Here is a 25,713-nt window from a genome sequence, read left to right on the forward strand (position 1 = left end):
CGGTGGCCTGCGACCAACTCCTGTTATATATGCAGGCGTATGACCAAGGTGATCGATAGCCGCTTCAAGCCAGCCGCCGCGCGGCTGCAGGCTGCTGGCCTGCGCACCACGCGGCAGCGGCTGGTGCTGGCCGAAATCCTGTTCGAACGCGGCCACTGCCATGTGACGGCGGAAAGCCTGTTCACCGAAGCGGCGGGTCGTGGCGCGCGCCTGTCGCTGGCCACGGTCTATAATTGCCTGCACCAGTTCACCGCCGCCGGCCTGCTGCGCATGGTGACGGTCGACAGCGGCCGGGCCTATTTCGATACCAACCTGGCGCCGCATCATCACTTCTATTACGAGCGCACCGGCGAGCTGCGCGACATTCCGGAAGCGGAAATCGCGGTCGCCCGTCTGCCCGAGGCGCCCGAAGGCGCCAAGATCGCCCGCGTCGACGTCATCGTCCGCCTGGGCTGATCTTCCAGCGCTAAAGCCCTCGCACTGCGAGCGGTTCTCAACTTTTAGAACTATTCCAAAGTAGCTTGACGGCTTCCGGTTGCGGTTCATAATCGCGACGTTCCGAATCCGTCCGCTGTCGCCCCATGGCAGCCGCGATGTGGAGGCGGAATGCCTGCCGGCGGACCCCGCCATCTCATCTGGGCCCGAGACCGGCAGCGCAGGGAAGGAATAAAAAAGGAGCCAGCCATGCCCGCACTCAAAGGCAGCAAGACCCACGGCAATCTGAAGGATGCGTTCGCCGGCGAAAGCCAGGCCAACCGCCGCTATCTCTATTTCGCCCAGAAGGCCGACGTTGAGGGTTACAACGACGTCGCCGCCGTGTTCCGCTCGACTGCGGAAGGCGAGACCGGCCATGCCCATGGCCATCTGGAATTCATGGCCGAAGTTGGCGATCCGGCCACCGATCTGCCGATCGGCGAGACCTCGAACAACCTGAAGGCCGCCGTCGCCGGCGAGACCCACGAATACACCGACATGTATCCCGGCATGGCGAAGACCGCCCGCGAGGAAGGCTTCGACGAGATCGCCGAATGGTTCGAGACGCTGGCCAAGGCCGAGAAGAGCCATGCCGGTCGTTTCCAGAAGGCGCTCGACACGCTGGGCTGATTCCCACCGCACTGGTGACGTGACGATCCGCAGGGCGCAGCTCACGCTGCTGCCCTGCGGGTGATCAGCACGTCAGACGCACCTGTTTGCCCTGGGAGCATGATCATGCGCGAAGGCAGCCTCGAGGCGCCGACCCGGCACCCGATAGACTGGAACAATCCGGACTTCTACGACCTGGAGAAGCTCGACGCCGAGATGCGTCGTGTGCTCGACATCTGCCACGGCTGTCGCCGCTGCTTCAATCTCTGCGACAGCTTCCCGCGCCTGTTCGATCTGGTTGATGCCTCGCCGACCGGCGAGCTGGACGAGGTCGATTCAAAAGATTTCAAGCCCATCGTGGATGCCTGCACGCTCTGCGACCTGTGCTACATGACCAAGTGCCCCTATGTGCCACCGCACGAGTTCAATCTCGATTTCCCGCATCTGATGCTGCGCTACCGTGCAGCCGAGCGGCATCACGGCCACAAGGACATGATCGGCGACCAGCTGTCGCAGACCGACCGCAACGGCAAGCTGGCCGGCCTGGCCGCACCCATCGCCAACTGGGCGTCGGAACGCGGCAACGGGCTCACGCGCGGCCTGATGGAAGCCGTCGCCGACATCCACAAGGATGCCGAGCTACCGAAATTCCATGCCAAGACGCTGGTGGCACGCGCCAAGAGCGATCCGGCGGCGATCAACCGCGAAGCGCCCGGCTTCGGGAAACGCAAGGCGGCGATCTACGCCACCTGCTTCGGCAACTACAACAATCCCGATATCGGCGTCGCCGCGCAGAAGATTCTCGCCCATAACGGCGTCGAGTTGCGGGTGGAGTATCCCGGCTGCTGCGGCATGCCACGGCTGGAGCAGGGCGACATTGCCGATGTGGCAAGCAAGGCGCGCGTGGTGGCCGAGGCCTTCTCGCCGCTGATCGATCAGGGCTACGACATCGTGGCGCTGGTGCCGAGTTGCGCGCTGATGCTGAAATTCGAATGGCCGTTGATTCTGCCGGACGATCCGCTGGTGAAGAAGCTGGCCCGGGCGACTTTCGACATCTCGGAATACATCGTCGATATCGCCAAGAAAGATGGCCTCGCGCCGGGGCTCAAGCCCATCGAGGGCGGCGTCACGCTGCATCTGGCCTGCCATGCCCGCGCGCAGAACATGGGCAACAAGGCGGTCGAAATGCTGAAGCTGATTCCCGAGATGAAGCCGGGCCAGGATTTGGCCGTCATCGAACGCTGCGCCGGCCATGGCGGCAGCTGGGGCGTGCGCAAGGAGTTCTTCGAGGTCGGCATGAAGGTGGGCAAGCCGGTCATGCGCACGGCCGTGAAGGAGAACAAGGCGCATATCGCCTCGGAATGCCCACTGGCCGGTATTCATATCCGCCAGGGCATGGAGCGCGAAGGCAAGGATAAGGAAGGCTTCAGCCTGCCGGCCAAGGCCGAGCATCCGGTGGAGCTATTCGCCAAAGCCTATGGATTGCTTTAATCGGGATTGATGCGATGAGTCTCAAAACCACGATCACGCCCGCCGACATTCTTTCCATGGCCGACTTCGAAAAGGTCCGCAAGGAGAGGCGCGCCGAGATCGTTGCGATCAAGAAGAACCGTCGCGTCGGCGTCGGCCCGTTCGCCACCTTCTATTTCGAGAACTACGCCACCATGTGGTGGCAGATCCAGGAGATGTTGTTCATCGAAAAAGGCGGTGACGAGCAGCTGAAGGACGAGCTGTCGGCTTATGAGCCGCTGGTCCCCAAGGGCAGCGAGCTGGTCTGCACCTTCATGATCGAGGTCGACGATCCGGTGCGCCGCCCGGTGGTGCTGAACCAGCTCACCAATATAGACCAGCAGGTGCTGCTGGAATTCGGGCCGCACAAGGTGCGTGGAATCCCCGAGGACGACGCCGAACGCAACCGCGAGGACGGCAAGACCTCGTCGGTGCATTTCCTGCGCTTCCCCTTCACGGCCGAACAGGTGGCGGCTTTCAAGGCGCCCGGCGCCCGCGTGCTGCTGGCAGTCGAGCATGCCAATTACGGCCATATCGCCGTGATCCCCGAGCCGGTGCGCGAAAGTCTCGCTGGGGATTTCGCCTAAAATCCTGCTCTTTCCGGATCAAATTGTCCCGCCGGGAGTTAACGGCGCGAGGGTGATTGCGGAAGGAGACATCCATGCAGTTCCATCGCGGCCGGCTGATCGACCATGTCCAGCTTGTGGTGAAAGACTTGGCAGCATCACGCCGCTTCTATGAAGCAGCCTTCGGTGCGCTCGGCCTGAAGATCGAGGGCGAAGGGCCGGGCTTCTTCTATATGGACGAGCTGTTTGTCAGCACGGCCGAGGCCCACAAGGATTTCCACATCACCGGTCGCGCGCACATCGCCTTCCAGGCCGCTGACCAAGCAGCCGTGCAGCGGTTCCACCAGATGGTGCTGGCGGCCGGCGGCCGCGACAACGGCGCGCCGGGCCCGCGCGACAAATACCATCCGGGCTATTACGCCGCCTTCGCGCTCGATCCCGACGGCAACAATATCGAGGCGGTGTTCCATGGCCCGTCCAAACGGTCCGCGCCCAGCGTGGTGATGGAGGCGGATATGCCGCCGCCTTAAGGAAAGAGGTTGGCCTTTCCATCGCAAATGGCCAGACTGGCAGTCTCGCATCGGAGACTGCCATGACCGCCCTGACCACCGAAGCCGCCCTGCGCGACTGCTATGCCGAGCCGAACGACACCGTGCGGCGCAAGATCATCCCGCGGCTGGACAAGCATGCCAAAGCCTTCATTGCGCTGTCGCCTTTCCTGGCGCTGTCGACCAGCGGGCCGGATGGCGCCGACTGCTCGCCGCGCGGCGATGCGCCGGGCTTCGTGCATGTGGAAAACGACAGCACACTGCTGCTGCCCGACCGGCGCGGCAACAATCTGATTGACTCCTTGCGCAACATCGTGCAGCACCCGCAGGTCGGGCTGCTGTTCCTGGTGCCGGGCATCAACGAGACGCTGCGGGTCAACGGCAGCGCCAAGGTGATCACCGATCCGGCCCGGCTGGAACCGATGACGGCGCAGGGCAAGGCGCCGAGTTCGGCGCTGGAGATCACCGTGCGCGAGGTGTTTTTCCACTGCGCCAAGGCGATGATGCGCTCGGATTTGTGGAACCCCGACAAGCATGTGCCACGCAGCAGCTTCCCCAGTTTAGGCAAGGTGATCGCCGATCAGGTTGCCGGCCTGGAGGTCGCAGCGGTCGAGGCAATTATCGAAGAAGGTTACAAGAACCGTCTGTACTGAGAGTGTGACGAATGCCTGCCTATCGCCTGCATTACTTTCCCGAATCGGGAAACAGCTACAAGCTCGCCCTGATGCTCACGCTCTGTGGCCAGCATTTCGAGCCGGTCTGGACCGATTTCGGCGGCGGGGTTACTCGCACCAAGGAATGGCGCGACAACGTCAACGGCATGGGTGAGATTCCGGTGCTGGAGGAAGACGGCGTGAAGCTGACCCAGACCGCGCCGATCCTGCTCAAGCTGACAGAACGGTACGGACGGTTTGGCGGTGAGAGCGACGCGGAAAAATTCGAGGTGCTGCGCTGGCTGTTCTGGGACAACCACAAGCTCACTGGCTACATGGCGACTTATCGCTTTCACCGGACCTTCACGCCCAATCCCGATCCGCAGGTGCTGAAATACTTCCGCCGGCGTCTCGACGACTTCCTCGGCATTCTGGATCAGCATCTGCAGGGCTCGGCCTTCGCCGCCGGCGCGCAGCCGACGGTGGCCGATTTCTCGATGATGGCCTATCTGCATTATCCGAGCGATGAGACCGGCTACGATTTCGCCGTCAGCCATCCGGCGATTCAAGCATGGCTGCAGCGCATTGCGGCGCTGCCCGGCTGGAAGCCGGCTTACGACCTGCTGCCCGGCAAGCGCCTGACGCATTACGCCAAGGATAATTAGATCAAGCCGGTTTCACCGGTTCGCTGCGTGCCGGGCCGAGCCAGTCGGGCTCCTGGCCGCGATGGAAGCGGATGCCCATCACGAAGGACTGCGCAATCTTTTCCGCGCGCGCCACAAACAGCGCGGCGGCTTCGGGTGGACAGAGCGCGGCGACTGTTTCGCGGAACAGCGACAGCCAATGCTGGAAATGCGGCTCGTCCAGGCGCGGCATGCCGGCTTCGCCGCGTTTGTGGTCCAGGTTGAGATGCGCCGCCATCGGCCGGCCCTCATAGCGGCCAGTCATCAGCAGCACCGAGGACCAGAAATCGACCATCTTGCTCAGGTGATGGTCCCAGCGATCCTGGATGGCAGTGTTGAAGATCGGTCCAAGCAGCTGATCCTTGCGGATGCGGTCATAGAAGCCATGCACCACGGCATGCACCATCGCCTCGTCCACACCGGCATGGGCGCCGGGCGAGATCGCCGCGCGGCGCGCCTGGCGCTGCTCCAGAGTGCTATCCGGGGTGCTGTCGGGTTCCTCGATCATGGACGGTAAGATAGGGCGGCTGACTGCCATCCGGGCGCGACGCGGTGTCGCAGATCAGTCAAAAGTCTCGTTGGCGTAGAGGCCCCAGAGATGCTGGCGGGGAATCCAGCCACGCGTACCGGCGATTTCCACTTGGCACCAGGCCAGGTCTGGGCATTTTCGCACGCGCGCCTGCACGCCGGGTTCGGCGGTCAGCAGCACGTCGGTGGCGATGTCGGCCTTCTTGTAGAGCGAGCGCACGGTGCCGTCGACGACGGCGAAGCGCTTGCCCGACGTCAGGTTCTTGTGCACCCAGGTTTCGGTACCGTCATGATCGCGGATGCGGCGCCAGTATTCGTACTCCGCCACCACCTCGACCGGCAGGCCGCGGCGCTGGTACTGCCAGGCGATGGGGTAACGCGAGCCGGGGCCGGTGCGGGCATTCACCTTGTCCGACGACAGGCTGACGAAGCGCGGGATCGGCAGGCCGGAATCGATACCCTTATCGGGCACCGGATTGGCATTGGCGGCAGCGGGCGCGGTCAGCGTCGCGGCCTCGGCGGCCAGCGCGTGAGAGGCGGGGCCAAGCAGAAGCAGACTGAAGACCAGGGCGAATCGCAACAGCATGACAGGCGTGACTAACGCAGAACCGGCAAAGGAAGAGTTAAAACGGACCGAATCGGCACCATGACGCCGGATCGTAGCAGCGGCCGAGTCCGGCGCAACAGCGTTTGTAGCGGGCCGGCTGCAGCCGTTCAGGCCGCCGCCGTGACGATGAAGCCGTCGGGATCGCGATAAACCGCCAGGCCGCTGCCGGGCAGGGCCGGATGCACAAGCGTCATCTGCTCGCTGCCGGCCGGCATGATGGCCGGCGACCAGGCGATCCCCAGGGCACTGGCCGCATCGTCGCCTTCGGCCGGCCAGCTTTTGCACAGTGCGGCGAAGGCATCGTTGTGGAAGGCCAGCCGTCCCTCATGATCCAGCAGTGCGACCGGGCCCGGCGTAGCCAGCAGCGCGGTCTGGTGGCGTTCAACCGACCGGCGCGCTGTGTCGGCCTCGCCGCGCAGGGCGCGCAGGCTGATGGCGGCCAGTGCCAGTTTGGCCAGGTTGGCCAGCCGGGCGCATTCGACGATGCCGAACTCGTAGCGGGCGCGCGGATCGAAGATGCAGACCGTGCCAATGGTGTAACCGCTGGGCAGCATGATCGGCGCGCCGGCATAAAAGCGCACATAGGGGGCGCCGGTCACGGCTGGATTGTCGTGGAAGCGCGGATCCTCGCGCGCATCGGGAATGACGAAGACATCATTTTGCAGGATGGCATGGCCGCAGAATGACGTGGCGCGCGGGCCTTCCTCGCCATCAATGCCGATGCAGGCTTTGAACCACTGCCGGTTGGCGTCGACCAGGGTAATGACGCAGCTTTCGGTGCGGAACAGCGAATGGCCCAGATGCACGATGGCGTCGAAGTCGGGTTCGGCCGGCGTGTCCAGCAGCGGCAGGGCATGCAGTGCGGCCAGACGATAGATGTCGTTCTCGGGGATTGGAGCTTCGATCATGCGAATGCCTTCTTCCAGTCGATGCCGGCCATATCATAGACCGCATGGATGATGCAGACCCGCAGCTTGGCGTCACTGAACGGCAGCAGCAGCATTTCATGATCGCGGCCGACTCTGGTGGTGTCTTGGCGACCGCGCCGTGCCTCGGGTTGCCGGCTGCTGGCGATGCGATGAAAGGGTTGAGTCACGGCGGCACGTACGACCGGCGACTTCAGATCGGTGAACTTCATGCCGGCATGGCAGTCGGGCAGCAGGTTCACCAGGGCTTGGCCGATATGCTTGAACACCGGCGCGCCCTCGGCCGGCAGGATCACCGCGACGGTGAAGCGGTCGGCTTCTTCCACGGTGGGGGCGGCGGCGAAGCTGTTGTAATGCGCCACGCTCGGCATCAGGAAATTGCCGCGATAGTGAATCCAGTCCTGATGCAGCTGTCGTAGCTTTGGGGAAAGGATGTCGATCCAGTTGATCATGGGGTCGGGCGAGAATGAGACTGACTGGAATACTATCGCATTCGCCCGCTCGGGCAAGACGATCAGCCTGCCGGTCACTCCCGGTCGATCAGATGCAGATAACTGCCAAATACGCTGCCGGCACGGCAGCCTGTGGGGCCGAGATCAGCGCCGGTGGCATCCTGCGCCTGGAACAGGGCACTGGCCGGCGCAGTCGGCCCCATCTGGACGGAATAATGGAATTCATGGCCACGGAAGCAGCTGCCCTTCGGCCCCAGCACGGTATCGGCCAGCGTGGCGATGCGGCGATAGCCGAGCTGGCGCTTGCGGATCTTGAAGCTGGTGGTCACCGGCAGCAGGCCGGCCATGGCATGGTTGCCGCCGGCGGCATCTGTCAGACCCTGGCCCAGCAGCATGAAGCCACCGCATTCGCCATAGATGGCGGCCTTGCGCCCGGCCGCTGCGCGCAGGCCCTGCATCAGGCCGGCATTCGCCGCCAGTTTTGCGGCATGCAGCTCAGGATAACCGCCGGGCAGAAAGATCGCGTCCGCCGCGGCCACCGGCGCGCCATCATGCAGCGGTGCGAAGAAGCTCAACGTCGCGCCCTGTTCGCGCCAGCCCTGGAGCAGATGCGGATAGGCAAAGGCAAAAGCCTCGTCGCGGGCAATCGCGATATGCTGGCCCAGCGGCGGCAGCGGCCGCAACGTGGCGCTGGTATCGATGGTCAGTGGCTGTAGCACAGCCTCGAAAGCGGCGCGGTCCAGATCGCGATGCAGCCAGTCGGCGGCGCGGTCGAGGAACAGGTCGAGGTCTCTGTGCTCGCCCGCCTGCACCAGGCCGAGATGGCGGCTGGGCAGCGCGAGGTTGTCCTGCGTCGGCAGTGCGGCCAGCACCGGCACGCCAATCTTGGCCAGCGCGTTGCGCAGCAAGGTTTCGTGGCGAACCGATGCAACGCGATTGAGAATGACACCGGCGACAGTGACGTCGCTGCGGAAACTGCGGAAGCCATGCACCAGCGCTGCGGCCGATTGGCTCTGGCGCGCCGTATCCACCACCAGGATCACCGGCAGCTTCAGTTGCGCGGCCAGGTCGGCGGTCGAGCCCTCGCTATTGGCGGCGCCGTCGAACAAACCCATCACGCCTTCGATCACGGCCAACTCGGTGGCTTCGGCGCCGGCTCGGATCACGCCGGCTATGCTGTCGCGCCGCATCGCGTAGGGATCGAGGTTGTAGCAGGGGCGGCCGGCGCCGGCGGCGCGATGGAAGGCGCCGTCGATATAGTCCGGCCCGGTCTTGAAAGCCGTGACGGCGCGGCCTTCGCGGTTCAACAGGCGCAGCAGCGCCAGCGTGACGGTCGTCTTGCCGCTGCCCGATGCGGGCGCGGCGATTACGACGCCGCCTGGCATGAGTCTGCCGCGGGGAGCATGGCCTGCAGGTCGCTGCGGCCGAACAGTGTGTGCAGGCTGACGACCTCGCCCACTACGAACAGCGCCGGCGGTTCGAACTGCGCATCGGCTGCATCCTGCACCACACGGCCAAGTGTGGTGGTGAGGATGCGCATCTGCGGCAGGGTGGCGTGACTGACCAGCGCAGCCGGGCGATCCTCGGGCAGGCCGGCATGGCGCAGCTTGGCCACCAGGATATCCAGATGCTTCATCGCCATGTAGATCACCAGCACCGGCGAGGCCCGCACCATGGCGGCCCAGTCGACGCTGTCCGGCACTTCGCCGCTGGCGTTATGGCCGGTGAGGAAGGTGACGCAGGAGTTGGTGTCGCGATGGGTGAGCGGAATGCCGGCATAGGCGAGCCCGCCGATGCCGGCCGAAACGCCCGGGATGATGCGGAAGGGAATGCCGGCGTCGCGCAGGGACAGCGCCTCTTCCGCGCCGCGGCCGAAAACAAAGGGATCGCCGCCCTTCAGCCGCAGCACGCGCTTGCCTTGATGCGCCAGTTCGACCAGTCGTTCGGAAATGTCGCGCTGTTTCAGCGAGGGTTTGCCGCCACGTTTTCCCGCGTATTCAAGAATGGTGTTGGGGCGGGCGCAACGCAGGATGGCCTCTCCGACCAGCGCGTCATAAACCACCACGTCGGCCTGGTTCAGCGCGTTCACCGCATGCAGCGTCAGCAGCCCGGGATCGCCGGGTCCGGCCCCGGCGAGCCAGACTTGGCCGGGCGGAAAAACGGGCATGTCGAACGCGGGCAAATGCATGGCCACAGGGTACACCGCGCGGCAGCCGGTGTATACTTGGCGCCGAATGACGATGATTTCATACGACAACCGGTCAGGACGATCCAATGGCGCGCCGGCGTAACCTGCTGCTGCTCGGCGGTACCACCGAAGGGCGGCGGCTGGCGCGCGAGCTGGAGGGGCATGCAAAAATCCGCTGCATCTCTTCCTTGGCCGGCCGGACCGAGAATCCCGAACTGCCACCGGGCGACTGCCGTATCGGCGGCTTCGGCGGCGTGCAGGGCCTGATCGATTATCTGGCGAACGAGAAGATCGACCTGGTGCTGGATGCCACCCATCCCTTCGCCGGCCAGATGGCGCGCCATGCTCACGAGGCCTGCGCCGTGCTGCGTGTGCCACGCGCCAAGCTGGTGCGACCACCCTGGGCAGCATCGCCCGGCGACCGCTGGACCATGGTCCCTGATATCGCGGCGGCGGTGGCGCATCTGCGCGTCCATCCGGCGCGCCGCATCTTCCTCACGCTGGGCCGCCAGGATCTGGCGCCTTTTGTGCCGCTCACCGAGACGCATCAGTGGTTCCTGATGCGCATGGTCGATCCGCCGCCGGCCGATGTCGCGCTACCGGCCGGTCAGGTGGTGCTGGGGCGCGGACCGTTCACGCCCGATGACGAAAAAGCGCTGCTGCAGACACACGGCATCGATCTGCTGGTGACCAAGAATGCCGGCGGTGCGGCCGGCAAGATCGCCGCCGCCGCCGAGCTGCATATTCCGGTGCTGATGATCGAGCGCCCGCCGCTGCCGCCGGGCGAGAATCTGGACTCGGTCGGTGCCGCGCTGGCCTGGATCAACATCAATGCGGTTTAAGCTTTTTTCTTCGCCTTCTTGCCCGGCCGCAGCACATGTGCGTGCTTGGGATCATACAGCGCGCTGTCGCTGAACTCGGCCTGCTCATCCAACACGCGACCAACCAGAATCAGCGCCGTGCGGGTGATCTTGGCCGCGCGCACCTTCGCCGCAATGTCTTTCAAGCTGCCGCGGATGATCTCCTGATCCGGCCATGTGGCGCGCACCACCACGGCGACGGGGCAGTCGGCGCCGTAATGTGGGGTCAGTTCCTCGATCACATGCTTCATGTTGCGAATGGACAGATGGATTGCCAGCGTGGCTTTCGTCCTGCCGAAATTGGCCAGTGTCTCGCCCGCCGGCATGTCGGAGGATTTCATCGCCGTGCGGGTCAGGATCACACTCTGCGCCACGTCTGGCAGGGTCAGCTCGGTCTGCAGGATGGCGGCCGCGGCGGCAAAGGCCGGCACGCCCGGCGTGATGGTATAGGGAATATCCAGGCGTTTAAGGCGGCGGATCTGCTCCGCGATGGCGCCATACAAGGACGGGTCACCCGAATGCACGCGTGCCACGTCCAGGCCTTTGTCATGCGCGGCGACGATCTCGGCCATGATCTCGTCCAGGTTCAATGGCGCGGTGTCGATCACGCGGGCCTTCTTGGGCGCCAGCGCCACGATCTCCGGCGGCACCAGCGAGCCGGCATACAGGCAGACCTTGCAGGCCTTGATCAGGGCTGCGCCACGCAGGGTGATCAGGTCGGGTGCGCCAGGCCCGGCGCCGATGAAGTGCACAGTCATTCTTCGAACTTCTTCTCATAGCCGCGCGGCGTATAGGCGAAGCGACGGCCGTCCGGCAGCGCGATCGCGCGGCTTGCCGTGCTGCCGACCAGCACCACGGTCAGCATGTCGACCGTTTCGATATCAAGCGCAGCCAGAGTCGTCAAGGTGATGCGCTCGCCTTCGCGCCCCAGGTTGCGCGCCAGCACCACCGGTGTGTCCTGCAGACGATGCTGCAGCAGGATGTCCTTCGCCATGGCCAACTGGGTGCGGCGGCGTTGCGATACCGGATTGTAGAAGGCAATGACGAAATCGGCCTCGGCCGCGCTCTTGATGCGCTGGAGGATGGCTTCCAGCGGCGTCAGCAGGTCGGACAGCGAAATCGTGCAGAAATCATGGCCGAGCAGCGCGCCTGATTTTGCCGCCGCAGCTTGCAGTGCCGAGATGCCAGGCGCGACCTGCACCGCCAGCCGCTGCCAGTCCTTGCGCCCGGGTTCCTTTTCCAGCAACGCAAAGACTAGCGTCGCCATGGCATAGATGCCGGGGTCGCCCGAGCAGACCAGCGCCACACGCTTGCCTTGCGCGGCCAGATCAAAGGCGGCACGCACGCGCAGCTCTTCCTCGCCCAGCTCGTAGCGGTGCAGCACCTTGCCGATGCTGAGCTCCGGGTAGAGATCGAGATAGAGGCCGTAACCGATCCAGTCGGTGGCCTCAGTGAGGGCGATGCGCGCTTCCGGCGTCAGCCATTGCGCATCGCCTGGCCCGGTGCCCACGACGTGCAGTTCACCGCGCATTGCACCACGTGAGGCGCCATCGAAAGGCGCAGGGGCAAGGGCAAAGGCACAGGTGGCGCGTTCGGATTTCTGCTTCGGCACGATCAGGGTTGCATCCGGCCCGGCGGCGGCCAAGGCCGCGCCTTCGGAGACGCCATGGGCGCCGACCTCGGCGAAGACGGTCTCGGATGGATTGGCCAGACGCGGCGCCTCAGCCTCCAGCGTGGTGGCATCGAAGACACGGAAGGGTACGCCAAACCATTTGGCCAGTTCATGCATGGCCGGTTCATCGGCTTTCAGGTCCAGCGAATAGATGCCGGCGATGCTGTCGCGGGCGATCCCTTCGCGATCCAGTGTCGACTGCACCAGACGGATCAATTCGACCGGCTTGGCATTGCGTTCGCAGCCAACACCGATAGCCACGGTACGCGGATGATAGATCAGGTGATTGGGACCGCCTTCAATGGCCTTGTGCGTGACCTCGATCACCAGGCTGCCATCGTCGCGGATCGGCAGGCTGCTGCTTTCCAGCCAGGGCGCATCGCCGAGGATGCGGATGCCGTTGCCGCGCAGCAGGTTGGCCATCAGGCCTTTCGCGTCATCGGGATTGGCTAGGGTGTAGCCTTCGGGCGGCTCATCGAGCCCGAGGCCAAAGGCGAGGTCGCCAGCCGTGGTGATGGCGGCGATGCCCTGCAGGACGGATGCGATGCGGCGCGAGAGAAGATTGGCGCCGTGATGGCCGCCCAGCAGCGGCACGACGGAAGAGCCGTCAGCGGCCACCGCGATCAGCGGTGGCTCGGTCTGCTTGTCACCGATCGTTTTGGCCACGGCGCGAATCAGGATGCCGGCGGCGCAGATGCCGATCACCGGTCGACCGGCCGTGAAGAGCTGCGCGATGGTATCGGTCGGTTTTCCAATAGGCAGAGCATGCACCAGCGCCGCATCATCGGGCGCATAGACATCCCAGGCCGGAAAGGCCGTCATCAGGGCCTGCGCCACGCCGCGGGCATTGGGCGTCAGCAGCACCATGGCGGGTTTACCGCTCAAGACTGGAATTCCATAAAGTGTTGGTCGCCCTTCTTGTGAATCAGGATCATGGCGAAATACGGAATGCTCTGCGGATCGACGTTTTTCAGCGGCAGGATACGTTGCTCGGTCATGGTGGCGCGTTCGATATAGTGCGCCCGATCGATCAGGCCAAGCTGCCGCAGCAGCGCCACGACGCGCGGGCCATGCCGGCCGAGCTTGAGAATGGCGGCGGCATCGGTATGCAGCAGCTTCTGCGCAATCACTTCATCGTCTAGCGGCGCAGGAATGATCGTCAGAACGTCGTTGCGCGATACCAGTGGATGCTTCAGCGCTGCGGCGCAGGCGGTCAGCGACGACACGCCGGGCACGACCTCCACGGGGAAGCGTTCGGCCAGTCGGCCGAATAGATACATGAAGGAGCCATAGAGAAAGGGATCGCCTTCGCAGAGCACGGCAATGTTCCGGCCCTGCTCTAGATGCGTGGCCAGATCACTGGCGGCCTGATCGTAGACGTTTTGAGCGGGGAAACGCGCTACGGTCAGCGGCATACGGATCGCCAGCTCGGTCTGGCCGCCTTTCAGGTGCGGCGCGATGATGCGGCGGGCCAGGCTGTCGCCGGTTTCCGGTGCTGGATAGGCAACAATATCCGCCGACTGAAGCAGCCGCAGTGCCTTCAGCGTGATCAGCTCGGGGTCACCCGGGCCGATGCCGAGACCATAGACAGTGCCGTTACTCATTCTTTCTGGGCGCTCCACTGGGTGACCGGCATCATCGCGTGCCAGCCATGGAAGCGACCGACGGGTTCGGCGCGCTGTACGGAAAAGCGGGCGAGGTCACCACCGTAGGTCTGTCGCGCCTGGACCAGAATGCCTTCGCCTTCCAGCGTCACGACATTGGCGACGATGCGCCCGCCGGGCTTGAGCGCCTCCCAGCAGCGCGCGATCACACCTTCGGCAGTAACGCCGCCGCCGATGAAGACGGCATCGGGTGCGGACAGGCCGTCGAACACGCCCGGTGCGCGGCCTTCGCGGATGTCGAGAGTCGGCACGCCGAGCTGTATGGCATTCTGCGCGATCATGCTGCGGCGAGACCCCTTGTCCTCGATGGCGATGGCGCGGTTGCGACTGTCGGCCCGCATCCATTCGATCGAGATCGAGCCAGAGCCGGCACCGACATCCCAGAGCAGGTCGCCGGGGAAGGGCGACAGGCGGGCCAGTGTCATGGCGCGGATCTCGCGCTTGGTGATGTTGCCGTCATGTAAGTAAAGATCGTCTTCCAATCCAGCGAGGCGGCTTAAGCCTGGGCCGTCATGGAGCTGCAGCGCGATGGTATTGAGATCGGCGCAGGCGCCATGCGGCCAGCCCTTGGCGCGGCCGGTGAGCAGGTTTTCCTTCTCGCCGCCGAGATGTTCGAGCACGGTGATCTCGGCGGACCCGAAGCCGCGCTTGTCGAGCCAGGCAGCAAGCTTGGCCGGCATCGCGCCATTCTCACTCAGGATCAGCAGCCGGGCCTGCGGATGCAGATGCACGGCCAGCAGGTCGAGCGGGCGGCCATGCAACGTGATGCAATGGACTGCATCGAGCGGCCAGAGCAGCTTCGCCGCTGCCAGCGAAAACGCGCCGGGATGACTGATCGCGATCATCTCACCGGCCGGGATGCGTTTGGCAAGCGTGGCGCCGATGCCGAACCACATCGGATCACCGCTGGCTAGCACGCAGGTGCGGCGACCTTTATGCTCCATGATGCGGTCGGCCTGATCCAGCAGCGGCGAGGCCCAGGCGATGCGCTGCTGGCCGTCTCGGGATGGCACCATGGCCAGATGACGCTCGCCGCCGATCAGCAGATCGGCCGTCTCCACCAGCGTGCGGGCCGCCGGGGTCAGGCCCGTCAGGCCATCCTCGCCGATCCCTACCACCGATAGCCACGGCTGCATCATTCTCTCAGGGCTCCCATGCGGCCAGGGCATTGATGGCGGCTGCCGCCATGGCGCTGCCGCCGCGCCGTCCCTTCAGTGTCGCATAAGCCACGCCCCTGGGCGACGCTTCGATCAGGGCCTGCTTGGATTCCGCCGCGCCGACAAAGCCGACCGGGAAGCCCAGGATGGCGGCCGGACGCGGCACCGCCGGGTCCTGCAGCAGTTCCAGCAGGCGGAACAGCGCGGTCGGCGCGTTGCCGATCACCACCACGGCGCCGTCCAGATGAGGCACCCAGAGTTCGACCGCGGCGGCCGAGCGGGTGATCTGCTTCTGCTGGCCGATCGCGCGCGCCTCGGGCGTGTTGAGGAAACTCAGCACAGGGTTTTCGGCCGGCAGGCGTGAACGGATCACGCCATAAGCCACCATGTCGACATCGCTCAGGATCGGTTTGCCGGACCGCAACGCGCCATGGACGGCCAGCGGCAAACCATCTGTCCAGACCAGGTCGGGCAGGATCTCCGGCATGGCGGAGGCATGGATCAGCCGCAGCGCCAGCTCGTCGATGCCGGCCGGCAGATGGCTCAGATCGACCTCTTTGCGGATCAGGTCGAAGCTGAGGCGGTAGATCGCATCGGGATCTCGCAGATAATCGTAGGTCATTTTACCAGCGTCTTCGGACCATGCGGATGGTCGGCATGGGGATAGGGGTGATGGCCATGATCATGGTGGGCGTGGTCATGGTTGTGATCGTGATGATGGTGGTCGTGATCGTGACCCGTGCCGATGCCCTCGACATGATGGTGATGGCTTTCCTGCGCCAGGCCGACTTCATCCTCGAAGCCGAGCACCTGGGCGCGGTATTTGCACATCTGGCAGTTCATGTTGTTGGTGCCGCCAAGGATTTCCTGAAGGCGATCCTCGAAGACCTCAAGCACCAAAGGATGGTCGTTCAGGTAGCCGGCCTTGACGAATGCGATGCCGGGATGCCGGGCGGCGGCCTCGTCGACGGCGCTGTAGATGCGCTCGACCAGGATGCCGGTGAACAGGAAATAGGGAAAGACGATGACGCGCTTGTAGCCGAGTTTGGCTACATGCTCGAGCGAAGGCTGCACCAGCGGGAAAGTCACGCCCGAATAGGCGGTCTCGCCCCAACCGAAACCGAAGCCTTCCCACAGGAGCCGCATGACCTTGGCCACATTGGAATTGGCGTCGGGATCGGACGTGCCGCGGCCCACCACCACCAGGCAGGTTTCGTGCCGCGCCACATCGTTGCCGGCCGCATCCAGCGCCTGCTGAACCCGATCGCCGGCGGCGCGCAGCATCTTCAGGTCGATGCCGAGGTCACGGCCATAGCTAATAGTGATATCGGGATGTTCAGCTTGATACCTGTTGAGTACGCTCGGAATGTCGTTCTTGGCGTGGCCGGCCGCGAACAGCATGCCGGGCAGCGCCAGAATCCGCGTGTTGCCCTTGGCGCGCAAGGCATCGAGGCCGTCGCGGATGATCGGTGTGGCGAATTCCAGGAAGCCGTAATCGACGTCGTATTGCGGCAGGCGCCGCTTCAAATGCTCGGCCAGCGCCTTGAACTCGGCTACTGCGCGCTCGTCGCGGCTGCCATGGCCGCAGAGCATAACGGCGGTTTTCTCGAAGGCGGATTTCTCAAGTGAAAACATGGGGCGCTGGTTTCTCTGTTGGTCAGGCCATGGCGATGGCTTCGATCTCCAATAGCCATTCCGGCAGGAGCGTCGAGGCCACGATGGCGCTGGAGGCGAATTTGCGATCGCCGATCATTTCATTGCGGACCTGACGGTTGGCCTGCAGGTACTTGTGGTCACTGAGGAAGATGGTGGTCTTGACCAGGTTGTCAAAAGTCATGCCGCCCTCCTTCAGGATATTCTCGATATTGCACCAGCAGTTGCGCGCCTGGCTCTCGAAATCCTTTGGGATGGTGCCGTCGGCATCGGCCGGAATCTGCCCGCTGATGAACAAAATGCGCTGGCCGCCAGTGACCAGAACGCCATGGGCGTAGTTACCCACGGGTGGCGCAATGGTGGCGGGATTGATCAGCGTCTTTTCCATCCTAGAACTCGATTCCCTTTTGTGCTTTCACGCCGGCCTGGAAGGGATGCTTGATCTCGGTCATTTCCGTCACAAGATCAGCGGCCTCGATCAGCTCGGGCTTGGCGTTGCGTCCCGTCACCACGATATGCAGGTTGGGCGGTCGGTCACGCAAGACCTGCACGACATCGGCCGCATCCAGATAGTCGTAGCGCAGCACGATATTCAGCTCGTCGAACACCAGCAGGTCGAAGTCGGGCGGTGTCTTGCGCGCGGCCTCGATCATGCGTCTGGCCTCGGCCCAGGCGGCTTCAGCGGCGCGGATGTCGCGGGCGCGGTCCTGGGTATCCCAGGTGAAGCCCTCGCCCATCGCCTTGATCTCGACCTGGTCGGGAAACTTTTCCAGCACCGGGCGTTCGCCGGTCTGCCACTTGCCCTTGACGAACTGCACGATACCGACACGGAAGCCGTTGCCGATGGCGCGCATCGCCAGACCGAAGGCGGCAGTGGACTTACCCTTGCCCTTGCCGGTATGGACCATGAGAAGACCCTTCTCGATGGTCTTCTCGGCTAGCACGCGCGTCTTGACCTCCTGGCGTTTCTTCGCCTTCTCGTTGGCGCGTTCATTGATGGCGGTGTCATCGGTGCTCATGCAGCCCGCATCCTTTCCAGCAGATCGGTGGCGGAATTGGCCTGTGGCCGCCACAGCCCGCGGCGGATCGCCTCGGCAAAACGATCGGCGATCTCGCGCGCGGCAGCCGGGTTGTTGATCTCGATAAAATGCCGCGTGTCGGGATCGGCCAGATAGGCATCGTACAGCGCATCGAATTGATGGTTGCGCACCAGCCCGGTGGTGGCGGCGAAGGCGAAGAGGTAGTCCACGGTGGCGGCAATCTCGAAGGCGCCCTTGTAGCCATGGCGCTTCACGCCGTCGATCCATTTCGGGTTGGCAGCGCGGCCGCGCACCACGCGCGCGATCTCTTCCTCCAGCCGGCGAATTCGCGGCGCCTCGGGGCGGGAGTGGTCGTTGTGATAGGCAGTCGGTGCAGAGCCTGAGACGAACTGCACGGCGGCCACCGCGCCGCCCTCGAACTGGTAATAGTCGTCGGAATCCAGCAGGTCGTGCTCGCGGTTGTCCTGGTTCTGCACCACGGTGTCGATGACGCCAAGCCGCTGGGTGAAGCCGTCCTTGGCCTCTACGCCCCAGCTTTCATTCCCTTGGGCGTCGCCGCCATAGGCATAGGCGCCCCAGGCGATATAGGCCTTGGCCAGATCGGCTGCCTCGTTCCAGCCGCCCTGGTCGATCAGGGCCTGCAGGCCGGCGCCATAGGCGCCCGGCTTGGCGCCGAAGATGCGATAGCCGGCGCGGCGTTTGGCCTGATCTTCGGCCAGGCCGTGCGCCATCAGGGCTTCCACCTCGTCGCGGAAGCGGGCGGCCAGCGGATTGAGTTCGGGCGGTTCATCCAGCATCTGCACGGCGCGGATGGCGGCGTCGAACAGCGTGAGTTGCGCCGGGAAGGCATCGCGGAAAAAGCCGCTGACCTTGAGCGTCACGTCGATGCGCGGGCGATCCAGCAGGTCGAGCGGCACGATCTCGAAACCGGTGACGCGGCCTGATGCGGTTTCCCATGTCGGGCGCGCTCCAATAAGGGCGAGCGCCTGCGCGATGTCATCGCCGCCGGTGCGCATGTTGGCGGTGCCCCAGGCGTTGAGCAGGATGGCGCGTGGCCATTCGCCGTGATCCTGGCGGTGACGCTGCAGCAACGCATCCGCCGACTGCCAGCCCAGCGTCCAGGCGGTCGGTGTCGGCAGGCTGCGCGCATCGAGAGAGAAGAAGTTGCGGCCTGTGGGCAGCACTTCAGGCCGGCCGCGCGTCGGCGCGCCGCTCGGGCCCGGCGGTACGAAGCGGCCATCCAGGCCGAGCAGCAGGTTCTCGATCTCGGCGCGCCCGCAGGCGAGAACGGCTGGCCGCAGGCGATAGTCGATCTCGTTCAGTACGGCCTGGGTCGCGGTCCAGCTGTCTTCCGGCAGGCGGCGGTCGCCGACCAGTTGCTTAGCCAGCATCTCCAGCCGTTCGATTGTGTCGCCATGGCTGCGCCAATAGCCGTCAGAAACGATCTCCTCCAGCACGGCGGGGCGCGGCCCTGTCCATTCGGAGACGTAATCGGTGGCGAGCGGATCGAAATCGAGGCCGAGATCGGCGCTCAAGGCGCGCAGGATAGAGGCCTGGCCGTCCTTACCGTTGCCGCGCGGTAGCCGTACCAGCGCCACCAGCAGGTCGATCAACTGGTCGCCCTGGGGCTTCACGCCATAGACATGGAGGCCGTCGCGAATCTGCAGTTCCTTCAGGTCGCAGAGATGGTTGTCGAGTTTCAACAGCGCCTGATCGGTCGGTTCGCCCGGCTGGATGTCGCAGTCGGCATCGAGGCCGAGCCGGCGCGCCTCGTCGATGATGCGCTCGGCCAGCAGCGGTAGGCGGCGACGATCAAGTCCGGCGGCCTCGTAATATTCGTCGATCAGCTGCTCCAGCGCCGAGAGGTCGCCATAGATTTCCGCGCGCGTCAGAGGTGGCGTCAGATGCGACAGGATCACCGCAGAGGTGCGGCGCTTGGCCTGTGTCCCTTCACCCGGGTCATTGACGATGAAAGGATAGAGCTGCGGCAAAGGCCCGAATACCACTTCGGGGAAGCAGCCATCGCTCAGGGCCAGTGCCTTGCCGGGCAGCCATTCCAGATTGCCGTGCTTGCCGCAATGGATCACGGCATCGGCGCCGAAACTTTCGCGCAGCCAGGCATAGGCGGCGAGGTAGTTGTGCGGCGGCACCAGATCGGGATCGTGATAGCTGCGCGAGGGATCGATGTTGTAGCCGCGCGCCGGCTGGATCATCACCGCGACATTGCCCAGCGGCAGCACGGGCAGGGTAAAGCCGCTGCCATCAGGGCTGTCATGCAGCAAAGGATCGGCCTCGGCATCGCCCCAGCGTGCCAGCACGGCCTGTTGCACGGATGCCGGCAGGGTTTCGAAGAAGCGGCGATACAGCGCCAGCGGATAGGTGGCGCGGATGCGGCGCCCGGCGGCACGGGCGAAATCGTTGGTGACACCTTCCTGCAGCGCCTCGATCAGGCGGTTGCCACTGACCGGCAGAGCGTTCAGCTCGTAGCCGGCGTCTTTCATGGCGCGCAATATTTCCACTGCGCTCTGCGGCGTGTCGAGGCCGACGCCATTGCCGATGCGGCCGTCACGGTTTGGATAGTTGGCCAGCACCAGCGCCACCTTGCGCTCGGCCGGGGCCAGCCGTGCCAGCCGCGACCAGGCGCAGGCCAGCTTTGCCACATAGAGGCAGCGCTCAGGCACCGGCTGCATGCGCACAATGCTGCATTCGGTACGGGTATCGAAAATGGCTTCAGCCTTGAAGGCAACCGCACGCGTCATGATGCGGCCGTCGATCTCGGGCAGCGCCACGGCAATGGCAAGATCGCGTGCATTCAGGCCGCGCGTGCCGCCTTCCCAGTCCTCGCGCGGGCCGGAAGCAAACACCACCTGTAGCACCGGGCAGTCGCACTGCCCGAGTGGATCTTCATTCTGCGGCCCGCCGTTCGGACTGCTGCCATTCGGATTGCCGATGGCGAAGCTGGTGGTGTTGAGGATGACGTCGGGCAGGGCCTGATCCAGCAGCGCACCGACCAGGTCGGCCGACAGGCCATCCTTCAGGCTGGTGACATAGATGGGCAGCGGATGCAGGCCTTCGCGGCTTAAGCTGTCGATCAGTGCGTTGATGGCGGCGATGTCACCGGCTTGCATCAGCGCGCGATAGAAGACGATGGCGCAGATCGGATGGGGTATGCCGCGATGCGTCTCGGCCCAGACATGGCGCAGCGAATCCAGGTCGGGGTTGTGCAGGCCGGGCCAGTAGAGACCGGCAGCGGATAGTGGCCGCGCCGGCGGCGGATCCTCAGCGCGGCCGATAATGGAGGCGGCATAGCGCAGTGCGTTGCCCAGATTCTCGACGCCGCCTTCGCGGAAATAGCTGAACAGCTCGGCGCGGGTTTCGTCGGTGACGGTGGAGAACCCGTCGAGGCCCGGATCGGCCTGACGATCACCGGGCAGGAAGGCCAGCGCGATGCCGCGCGCACGGCAGACATCGCTCAGGCGCTCGACGCCATAGGCCCAGTAGCTCTGACCACCCAGCAGCCGCACGATCACCAGCTTGGCCTGTGCGATCACGTTCTCGACATAGAGGTCGACAGCGTAGGGATGGCTCAGCTGCAGCAGGTTGGCCAGACGCAAGGCAGGGAAGTCGTCGTTCAGTCCGGCGCAGGCGGCACTGAGCGCCGCCAGTTCGGAATCGGCAGCGCTCAGCACCACGATCTCGCCCGGGGACTGCCGCAGGTCGACAGCGCCATCCGCTGTCGTCGTGCCGCCGGGTATGGCATTGAGCAGATGCAAGGGGTGCCTTTATCCGGTCAGGCGGCGAGGAGCGCGGTGCGGATGGCCGCTTCATCCAGGCCGGCACGACCAATGACGACCAGACGCGTGGCGCGGCTTTCATTGCCAACCCAGTCGCGGTCGTAATAATGCGACAGCCGCGTGCCGACACCCTGCAGCACAAGCCGCATGGGCTTGCCGGCGATGCCGACAAAGCCCTTCACGCGCAGGATGTCGTGCTCGATGATCACGGGCAGCAGACGGTCCAGCAGCATATCGGGGGCGTCCTGTTCGGGCAGGGTGAGCGCGAAGCTGAAGAAATCCTCATGGTCGTGGTCGTCTTCATTGTCGTGATGCGACTTGCGCGTAGTAATGTCGTCCTCGGCGGCGGCATGCAGACCAAGCAGGATGTCGGCCGCGATCTCGCCCTTGGAGATCGCGAGCGTCTTCACGCCGCTACGCAGATGCGCGCCAATTTCGGCCCGGACATTCTCCAGTGCACCCTCATCCAGAAGATCGGTCTTGTTCAGCAGCACCAGGTCGGCGCAGCCGAGCTGGTCCTCGAACAGTTCTTCCAGCGGATTGTCGTGATCCAGGTTGGGGTCGGCGGCGCGCTGCTGCGCCAGCGCCTCCTCGTCATCGGCAAAACGCCCCTCGGCCACGGCGGCGGCGTCCACCACCGTCACCACGCCGTCGACGGTGGTGCGGTTCTTGATGCCGGGCCAGGCAAAGGCCTGAACGAGGGGTTTCGGCAAGGCGAGGCCGGAAGTCTCGATCACGATATGGGTCGGTGGATTCGGGCGGTCGAGCAGTTTCTGCAGCGTGGGCAGAAAATCGTCCGCGACCGTGCAGCACAGGCAGCCATTGGCCAGTTCGACGATGTCGTCTTCGGTGCAATCGGGCGCGCCGCAGCTTTTCAGCAGGTCGCCGTCGATCCCAACCTCGCCGAATTCATTGACGATCAGCGCGATGCGCCGGCCCCTGGCATTGGTGATGAGATGACGGATCAGCGTGGTCTTGCCGGCGCCGAGAAAGCCGGTGACTACGGTGGCGGGAATTTTGGCGGTACTGCCCTTGGAAATCGTCTGCATGTGCTAGCGTCCTGATCCTGTGACGCCGACGCGGACCAAGCTTCCGCCGATCCCGTCGCGGAGGACAGAATGGCACAGGCCGGCTGTCGGCACACCCCGTCCGACACGTCCGCTTCGACTGAAGCTGATGGCAGGTCTCCGGGCTCGCGGGTTATCGCGGTCAGCGCTCCTTCCCGGACCGTTATCGTATGGTCCAGTGGCTTGTTGCGCGCCGCTCGCCGCCTACCGTAGCGGGGGCTGCCGCGGTTTTCGGAGTTGTACAGAAGCCTGCACAGGAATCCGGCACCGCGTTCCCTTTTCATCGCCATACCGCCCGTCACAGGCGGCTTGGCGAACCATCGCGGCGGACCGTAAGCCCAGTGTCTTGTCTTGTCAAACCGGGTCCATGCTTGTCAAACGCCGCCGGCTTGGGGCACAAAGGAATGGGTGGTTCGCACGCGCATCTTGAGGGCGCGCATATATAAAGAGGTCGCCATGTCGTTCAAGTCCAAGCTCGGTCAGGTCGCTCTGCCGGTCCTTCTTCTGGCGAGCATCGCCGTTCCTGCCTTGGCCCATCCGGGCCATCCCGGCGGCGAGCCGGAGGCGAGCGGTTTCGCGGCTGGCTTCGCGCATCCCTTTGGCGGCTTTGATCATCTCATGGCCATGCTGGCCGTCGGTCTGTGGGCCGTGCAGTATTCCTGGCAGCAATCCGCGAAGCAGCCACGCGCGCTCTGGCTGCTGCCGGCCAGTTTTGTCACCGCGATGGCCGCCGGTTTCGGTCTGGGCCTTGCCGGCGTGGCGCTGCCCGGCGTCGAGGCTGGCATCGCGCTGTCGGTGCTGCTGCTCGGCCTGATCGTCGCCTTTGCCGCGCGTCCGCCGCTGGTTGCCGCCATGGCCGTCACTGCGCTCTTCGCGCTGTTCCACGGCCATGCCCATGGCACCGAGATGGGCGATCCCTCGCAGGCGCTGGTCTATGCCGGCGGTATGCTGCTGGCCACTGCGCTGCTGCATGGCTTCGGCTTGGTGGCCGCGCGCCTGGCCCAGCAGCTCAATCTGCCATCGCTGACCCGCGCCGCCGGTGCCGCCGTGGCGCTGGCCGGCATCGTCATCCTGATTGGCTGATCCTCTTTTTGGTTTCCTGACCGAGCCACGCTACTGGGCCGTCGCCGGCGCGGCGGCGTTGGCGGGCCTGGTACGCGGGTTTTCCGGCTTTGGCGGCGCCATGATGTTCATGCCGATCGCCGGGCTGCTCTATGAGCCCAAGCTCGCCGCCATCCTGCTCTTTATCGCCGATGATCTGGCCGCACTCGCCCTGCTGCCTGATGCGTTGCGCCGTTGTCTGTGGCGCGAGGTGCTGCCACTGGGGCTGAGCGCCGTAGTCGCCGTGCCATTTGGCGTGGCGCTGCTGGTGATCGCCGATGCGGATGTGATGCGCTGGACGATCTGTATCCTGATTCTTCTGGCGGTGGGCATGATGGCAGCCGGCTGGCGCTATCGCGGCCATCTCAGCCTGCCGGCCACTGTGGCCACCGGCGCGCTGGCAGGATTAAGTGGCGGCGCGGCGGCTTTGCCCGGTCCGCCGGTGGTGCTGCTCTGGCTCGGTGGCCAGAGCGAGGCAGCAACGGTGCGCGCCAATCTGGTGGTTTTCTTCGGTTTCACGGCGGTGGCCTCAGGCCTGGCCTACTGGTGGAACGGCCTGTTCACCATGGAAAGCCTGCTGATGTCGCTGCCGCTGATCCCGGCCTATCTGTTGCCGCTGCAACTGGGCAGCCGACTGTTCGCGCGCTCCAGCGAACGGCAGTTCCGCATGATCGCGCTGCTGCTCTGCGCCTTTGCCGCGCTCAGCGGCCTGCCGCTGTGGCGCATGCTATTCGCGGCGTAATCTTCAGTTCTTGTGGGCTTCCATCGCCTGACGCAGGGCCTGCAGCAGGTCGGCCTCGACCTTGCTGCCATAGCCCTGAATCTGCTGGCCCAGCACCACATATAGCGCATCGATCTGCGCCGCGATGATGTCGAGCTGGATCGGGCTGGGCGCGCCCATATCCCTGGTGAAGTCGTTCAACGACTTGGCGAAGGCCGTCAGCAGCGGATACTTGAACATGCCGCCCATGCCCTTGATATCCAGGGATAACGAGCGGATCGCCTGCATCGCCTGATCAACAGCGTGGTTCATCGCCACGTCTTCGAGGGCGGCGCGCAGTAGGCGCAGCTTGTCGGCAACCTCGACGCTGAAGCTGTCGGTGGCTTTTTCCACCACCTCTTCCAGCCGGCGCAGTTCGGCAGGCTCCAGCTTCAGGCGGAAGCCTTTCTTGAAGTTGACCGCCTTGCGACGCAGATCCTGCTGCGGCGGCGTGAAGACCGGCTTCTTTGCCATTGTTCGGAAGGCCGCGTCCGGATCAGTTCATGTCGATGCGGCGTTCGGGACCGCCATATTCGGCGATCTTGCGACGGCGACGATCGGGGCCGTAATACTCGCCCACGCGCACGAACTGGCGCGGCCGCGCGATGGCGGCGACCAAGCGTGTGTAGAAGCCGTTCACAGTGTAGGGCTTGGCGACGAATTCCGAGACGCCGCAGTCGCGCGCGCGGCAGACGTACTCTTCTTCCGAATTGGCCGTCATCATCACGATCGGCATCATGCGGTTGGGCGAGCCGGCGTCATTGCGCACCCACTGCACGATGTCCATGCCGGTGCGGCCGAGCTTTTCCTGGCCGAGCGCCCATTCGGTGATCATCATATCGGTGCGGCCGAGCCGCAGGATATTGGTGGCGGTGTCGAAGTCGCGGGCGCGGTCAATATACTGGGCATCCAGCATCATCAGCACATCGCGCACCATCTGACCCATTAAACGGTTCGGCTCGACGACCAGGAAACTGATCTTCGAAAAATCGATACGCTCATGGTCAACCATGCTGTCGTCGCTCACCATTTGGATCCCCCTGCCTAGGGCCGCGCAAAAACAGTACTAGAAACAAACCCCGAGCAAAAGCGCGTTACAGTAGTATTAGAGTATTAGGGGGTCGTAGCACGGGGCCTTGGCAGGCGCGGGATTATTTATTGGTAATCGGAGAATCGCCAACCGATCTCTGGCCAAGTAACGC

Annotated in this window: 28 protein-coding genes and 1 riboswitch; of the genes, 10 read left to right on the forward strand and 18 right to left on the reverse strand. The window is 64.5% G+C overall.

Going from position 1 to position 25,713, the window contains the following annotated elements; all coding sequences use genetic code 11:
* Positions 1–39: 39 nt before the first annotated feature.
* From irrA to AC1RRT_RS09930, 7 genes are all read left to right on the forward strand, one after another.
* The gene (gene irrA / locus AC1RRT_RS09900) at positions 40–456 is read left to right on the forward strand and encodes an iron response transcriptional regulator IrrA (protein WP_493013626.1); all 417 of its coding nucleotides are present in this window, start codon (positions 40–42) and stop codon (positions 454–456) included.
* A gap of 228 nt (positions 457–684) precedes the next feature.
* A complete protein-coding gene (locus tag AC1RRT_RS09905; protein ID WP_492973622.1) occupies positions 685–1,104 on the forward strand; it encodes a rubrerythrin family protein in 420 nt (139 codons plus the stop codon).
* Between the two features lie 105 nt (positions 1,105–1,209).
* Complete coding sequence (locus AC1RRT_RS09910; RefSeq protein ID WP_493013627.1) at positions 1,210–2,574, forward strand: (Fe-S)-binding protein; 1,365 nt, start codon at positions 1,210–1,212, stop codon at positions 2,572–2,574.
* A 14-nt stretch (positions 2,575–2,588) separates the two neighbouring features.
* Positions 2,589–3,179, forward strand: a complete 591-nt coding sequence (locus AC1RRT_RS09915; protein WP_493013628.1) for a DUF3501 family protein — start codon at positions 2,589–2,591, stop codon at positions 3,177–3,179.
* 74 nt (positions 3,180–3,253) lie between these two features.
* Entirely contained in the window at positions 3,254–3,688 is a 435-nt protein-coding gene (locus AC1RRT_RS09920) for a VOC family protein (protein ID WP_493013629.1), read from the forward strand.
* A gap of 62 nt (positions 3,689–3,750) precedes the next feature.
* Complete coding sequence (locus AC1RRT_RS09925; RefSeq protein ID WP_493013630.1) at positions 3,751–4,359, forward strand: pyridoxamine 5'-phosphate oxidase family protein; 609 nt, start codon at positions 3,751–3,753, stop codon at positions 4,357–4,359.
* Between the two features lie 11 nt (positions 4,360–4,370).
* Complete coding sequence (locus AC1RRT_RS09930) at positions 4,371–5,024, forward strand: glutathione S-transferase family protein (RefSeq protein WP_493013631.1); 654 nt, start codon at positions 4,371–4,373, stop codon at positions 5,022–5,024.
* Between the two features lies 1 nt (position 5,025).
* Here the strand turns inward: AC1RRT_RS09930 and AC1RRT_RS09935 are convergent, their stop codons facing one another.
* From AC1RRT_RS09935 to cobA, 6 genes are all read right to left on the reverse strand, one after another.
* The gene (locus AC1RRT_RS09935) at positions 5,026–5,550 is read right to left on the reverse strand and encodes a group III truncated hemoglobin (protein WP_493013632.1); all 525 of its coding nucleotides are present in this window, start codon (positions 5,548–5,550) and stop codon (positions 5,026–5,028) included.
* 54 nt (positions 5,551–5,604) lie between these two features.
* A complete protein-coding gene (locus AC1RRT_RS09940; RefSeq protein ID WP_493013633.1) occupies positions 5,605–6,156 on the reverse strand; it encodes an SH3 domain-containing protein in 552 nt (183 codons plus the stop codon).
* 128 nt (positions 6,157–6,284) lie between these two features.
* Positions 6,285–7,085 (reverse strand): GAF domain-containing protein, encoded by an 801-nt coding sequence (locus AC1RRT_RS09945; RefSeq protein ID WP_493013634.1) that lies wholly within the window; start codon positions 7,083–7,085, stop codon positions 6,285–6,287.
* On the reverse strand, positions 7,082–7,633 hold the full coding sequence (locus tag AC1RRT_RS09950) for a hypothetical protein (protein ID WP_493013635.1): 552 nt from the start codon (positions 7,631–7,633) through the stop codon (positions 7,082–7,084). Before AC1RRT_RS09950 ends, AC1RRT_RS09945 begins: the two co-directional genes overlap by 4 nt.
* Positions 7,630–8,940, reverse strand: a complete 1,311-nt coding sequence (locus AC1RRT_RS09955; RefSeq protein ID WP_493013636.1) for a cobyrinic acid a,c-diamide synthase CobB — start codon at positions 8,938–8,940, stop codon at positions 7,630–7,632. The genes AC1RRT_RS09950 and AC1RRT_RS09955 overlap by 4 nt, the downstream gene beginning before the upstream one ends.
* Positions 8,922–9,722 carry a uroporphyrinogen-III C-methyltransferase gene (cobA, locus tag AC1RRT_RS09960; RefSeq protein ID WP_493013637.1) on the reverse strand — a complete coding sequence of 267 codons (801 nt, stop codon included), beginning with the start codon at positions 9,720–9,722 and terminating at the stop codon, positions 8,922–8,924. The genes AC1RRT_RS09955 and cobA overlap by 19 nt, the downstream gene beginning before the upstream one ends.
* Positions 9,723–9,829: 107 nt before the next feature.
* Between cobA and AC1RRT_RS09965 the strand changes: the two genes are divergently transcribed.
* Positions 9,830–10,585: a cobalt-precorrin-6A reductase gene (locus AC1RRT_RS09965; protein WP_493013638.1), complete on the forward strand. Its 756-nt coding sequence runs from the start codon at positions 9,830–9,832 to the stop codon at positions 10,583–10,585.
* Here the strand turns inward: AC1RRT_RS09965 and cobM are convergent.
* From cobM to cobW, 10 genes are read right to left on the reverse strand one after another with little or no spacing between them, the layout of a single operon-like run.
* Positions 10,582–11,361 (reverse strand): precorrin-4 C(11)-methyltransferase, encoded by a 780-nt coding sequence (gene cobM, locus AC1RRT_RS09970; protein ID WP_493013639.1) that lies wholly within the window; start codon positions 11,359–11,361, stop codon positions 10,582–10,584. The genes AC1RRT_RS09965 and cobM overlap by 4 nt on opposite strands.
* Positions 11,358–13,160 (reverse strand): precorrin-3B C(17)-methyltransferase, encoded by a 1,803-nt coding sequence (gene cobJ / locus AC1RRT_RS09975; protein ID WP_493013640.1) that lies wholly within the window; start codon positions 13,158–13,160, stop codon positions 11,358–11,360. Before cobJ ends, cobM begins: the two co-directional genes overlap by 4 nt.
* Complete coding sequence (cobI, locus tag AC1RRT_RS09980; protein WP_493013641.1) at positions 13,157–13,879, reverse strand: precorrin-2 C(20)-methyltransferase; 723 nt, start codon at positions 13,877–13,879, stop codon at positions 13,157–13,159. Before cobI ends, cobJ begins: the two co-directional genes overlap by 4 nt.
* Complete coding sequence (gene cbiE / locus AC1RRT_RS09985; protein ID WP_493013642.1) at positions 13,876–15,078, reverse strand: precorrin-6y C5,15-methyltransferase (decarboxylating) subunit CbiE; 1,203 nt, start codon at positions 15,076–15,078, stop codon at positions 13,876–13,878. The genes cobI and cbiE overlap by 4 nt, the downstream gene beginning before the upstream one ends.
* A gap of 4 nt (positions 15,079–15,082) precedes the next feature.
* Positions 15,083–15,718: a precorrin-8X methylmutase gene (locus tag AC1RRT_RS09990; protein ID WP_493013643.1), complete on the reverse strand. Its 636-nt coding sequence runs from the start codon at positions 15,716–15,718 to the stop codon at positions 15,083–15,085.
* Positions 15,715–16,731: a sirohydrochlorin chelatase gene (locus AC1RRT_RS09995; protein ID WP_493013644.1), complete on the reverse strand. Its 1,017-nt coding sequence runs from the start codon at positions 16,729–16,731 to the stop codon at positions 15,715–15,717. The genes AC1RRT_RS09990 and AC1RRT_RS09995 overlap by 4 nt, the downstream gene beginning before the upstream one ends.
* A 22-nt stretch (positions 16,732–16,753) precedes the next feature.
* The gene (locus AC1RRT_RS10000) at positions 16,754–17,137 is read right to left on the reverse strand and encodes a RidA family protein (protein WP_493013645.1); all 384 of its coding nucleotides are present in this window, start codon (positions 17,135–17,137) and stop codon (positions 16,754–16,756) included.
* A gap of 1 nt (position 17,138) precedes the next feature.
* Entirely contained in the window at positions 17,139–17,768 is a 630-nt protein-coding gene (gene cobO / locus AC1RRT_RS10005) for a cob(I)yrinic acid a,c-diamide adenosyltransferase (protein ID WP_493013646.1), read from the reverse strand.
* A complete protein-coding gene (gene cobN / locus AC1RRT_RS10010) occupies positions 17,765–21,562 on the reverse strand; it encodes a cobaltochelatase subunit CobN (RefSeq protein ID WP_493013647.1) in 3,798 nt (1,265 codons plus the stop codon). Before cobN ends, cobO begins: the two co-directional genes overlap by 4 nt.
* A 17-nt stretch (positions 21,563–21,579) precedes the next feature.
* A complete protein-coding gene (gene cobW / locus AC1RRT_RS10015; protein WP_493013648.1) occupies positions 21,580–22,632 on the reverse strand; it encodes a cobalamin biosynthesis protein CobW in 1,053 nt (350 codons plus the stop codon).
* Between the two features lie 112 nt (positions 22,633–22,744).
* A riboswitch (cobalamin riboswitch) is annotated at positions 22,745–22,987 on the reverse strand.
* A gap of 119 nt (positions 22,988–23,106) precedes the next feature.
* Between cobW and AC1RRT_RS10020 the strand changes: the two genes are divergently transcribed.
* Together AC1RRT_RS10020 and AC1RRT_RS10025 are read left to right on the forward strand one after the other, a co-directional pair.
* Positions 23,107–23,733 carry a HupE/UreJ family protein gene (locus AC1RRT_RS10020; protein ID WP_493013649.1) on the forward strand — a complete coding sequence of 209 codons (627 nt, stop codon included), beginning with the start codon at positions 23,107–23,109 and terminating at the stop codon, positions 23,731–23,733.
* Positions 23,726–24,493, forward strand: a complete 768-nt coding sequence (locus tag AC1RRT_RS10025; protein WP_493013650.1) for a sulfite exporter TauE/SafE family protein — start codon at positions 23,726–23,728, stop codon at positions 24,491–24,493. Before AC1RRT_RS10020 ends, AC1RRT_RS10025 begins: the two co-directional genes overlap by 8 nt.
* 3 nt (positions 24,494–24,496) lie before the next feature.
* Here AC1RRT_RS10025 and AC1RRT_RS10030 read toward each other — a convergent pair whose 3' ends face one another.
* Together AC1RRT_RS10030 and AC1RRT_RS10035 are read right to left on the reverse strand one after the other, a co-directional pair.
* Positions 24,497–24,985 (reverse strand): hypothetical protein, encoded by a 489-nt coding sequence (locus AC1RRT_RS10030; protein ID WP_493013651.1) that lies wholly within the window; start codon positions 24,983–24,985, stop codon positions 24,497–24,499.
* Positions 24,986–25,007: 22 nt separating this feature from the next.
* Entirely contained in the window at positions 25,008–25,541 is a 534-nt protein-coding gene (locus tag AC1RRT_RS10035) for a response regulator (RefSeq protein WP_493013652.1), read from the reverse strand.
* Positions 25,542–25,713: the final 172 nt, after the last annotated feature.

This window comes from Ferrovibrio sp. GW821-FHT12B10 (assembly GCF_058807515.1).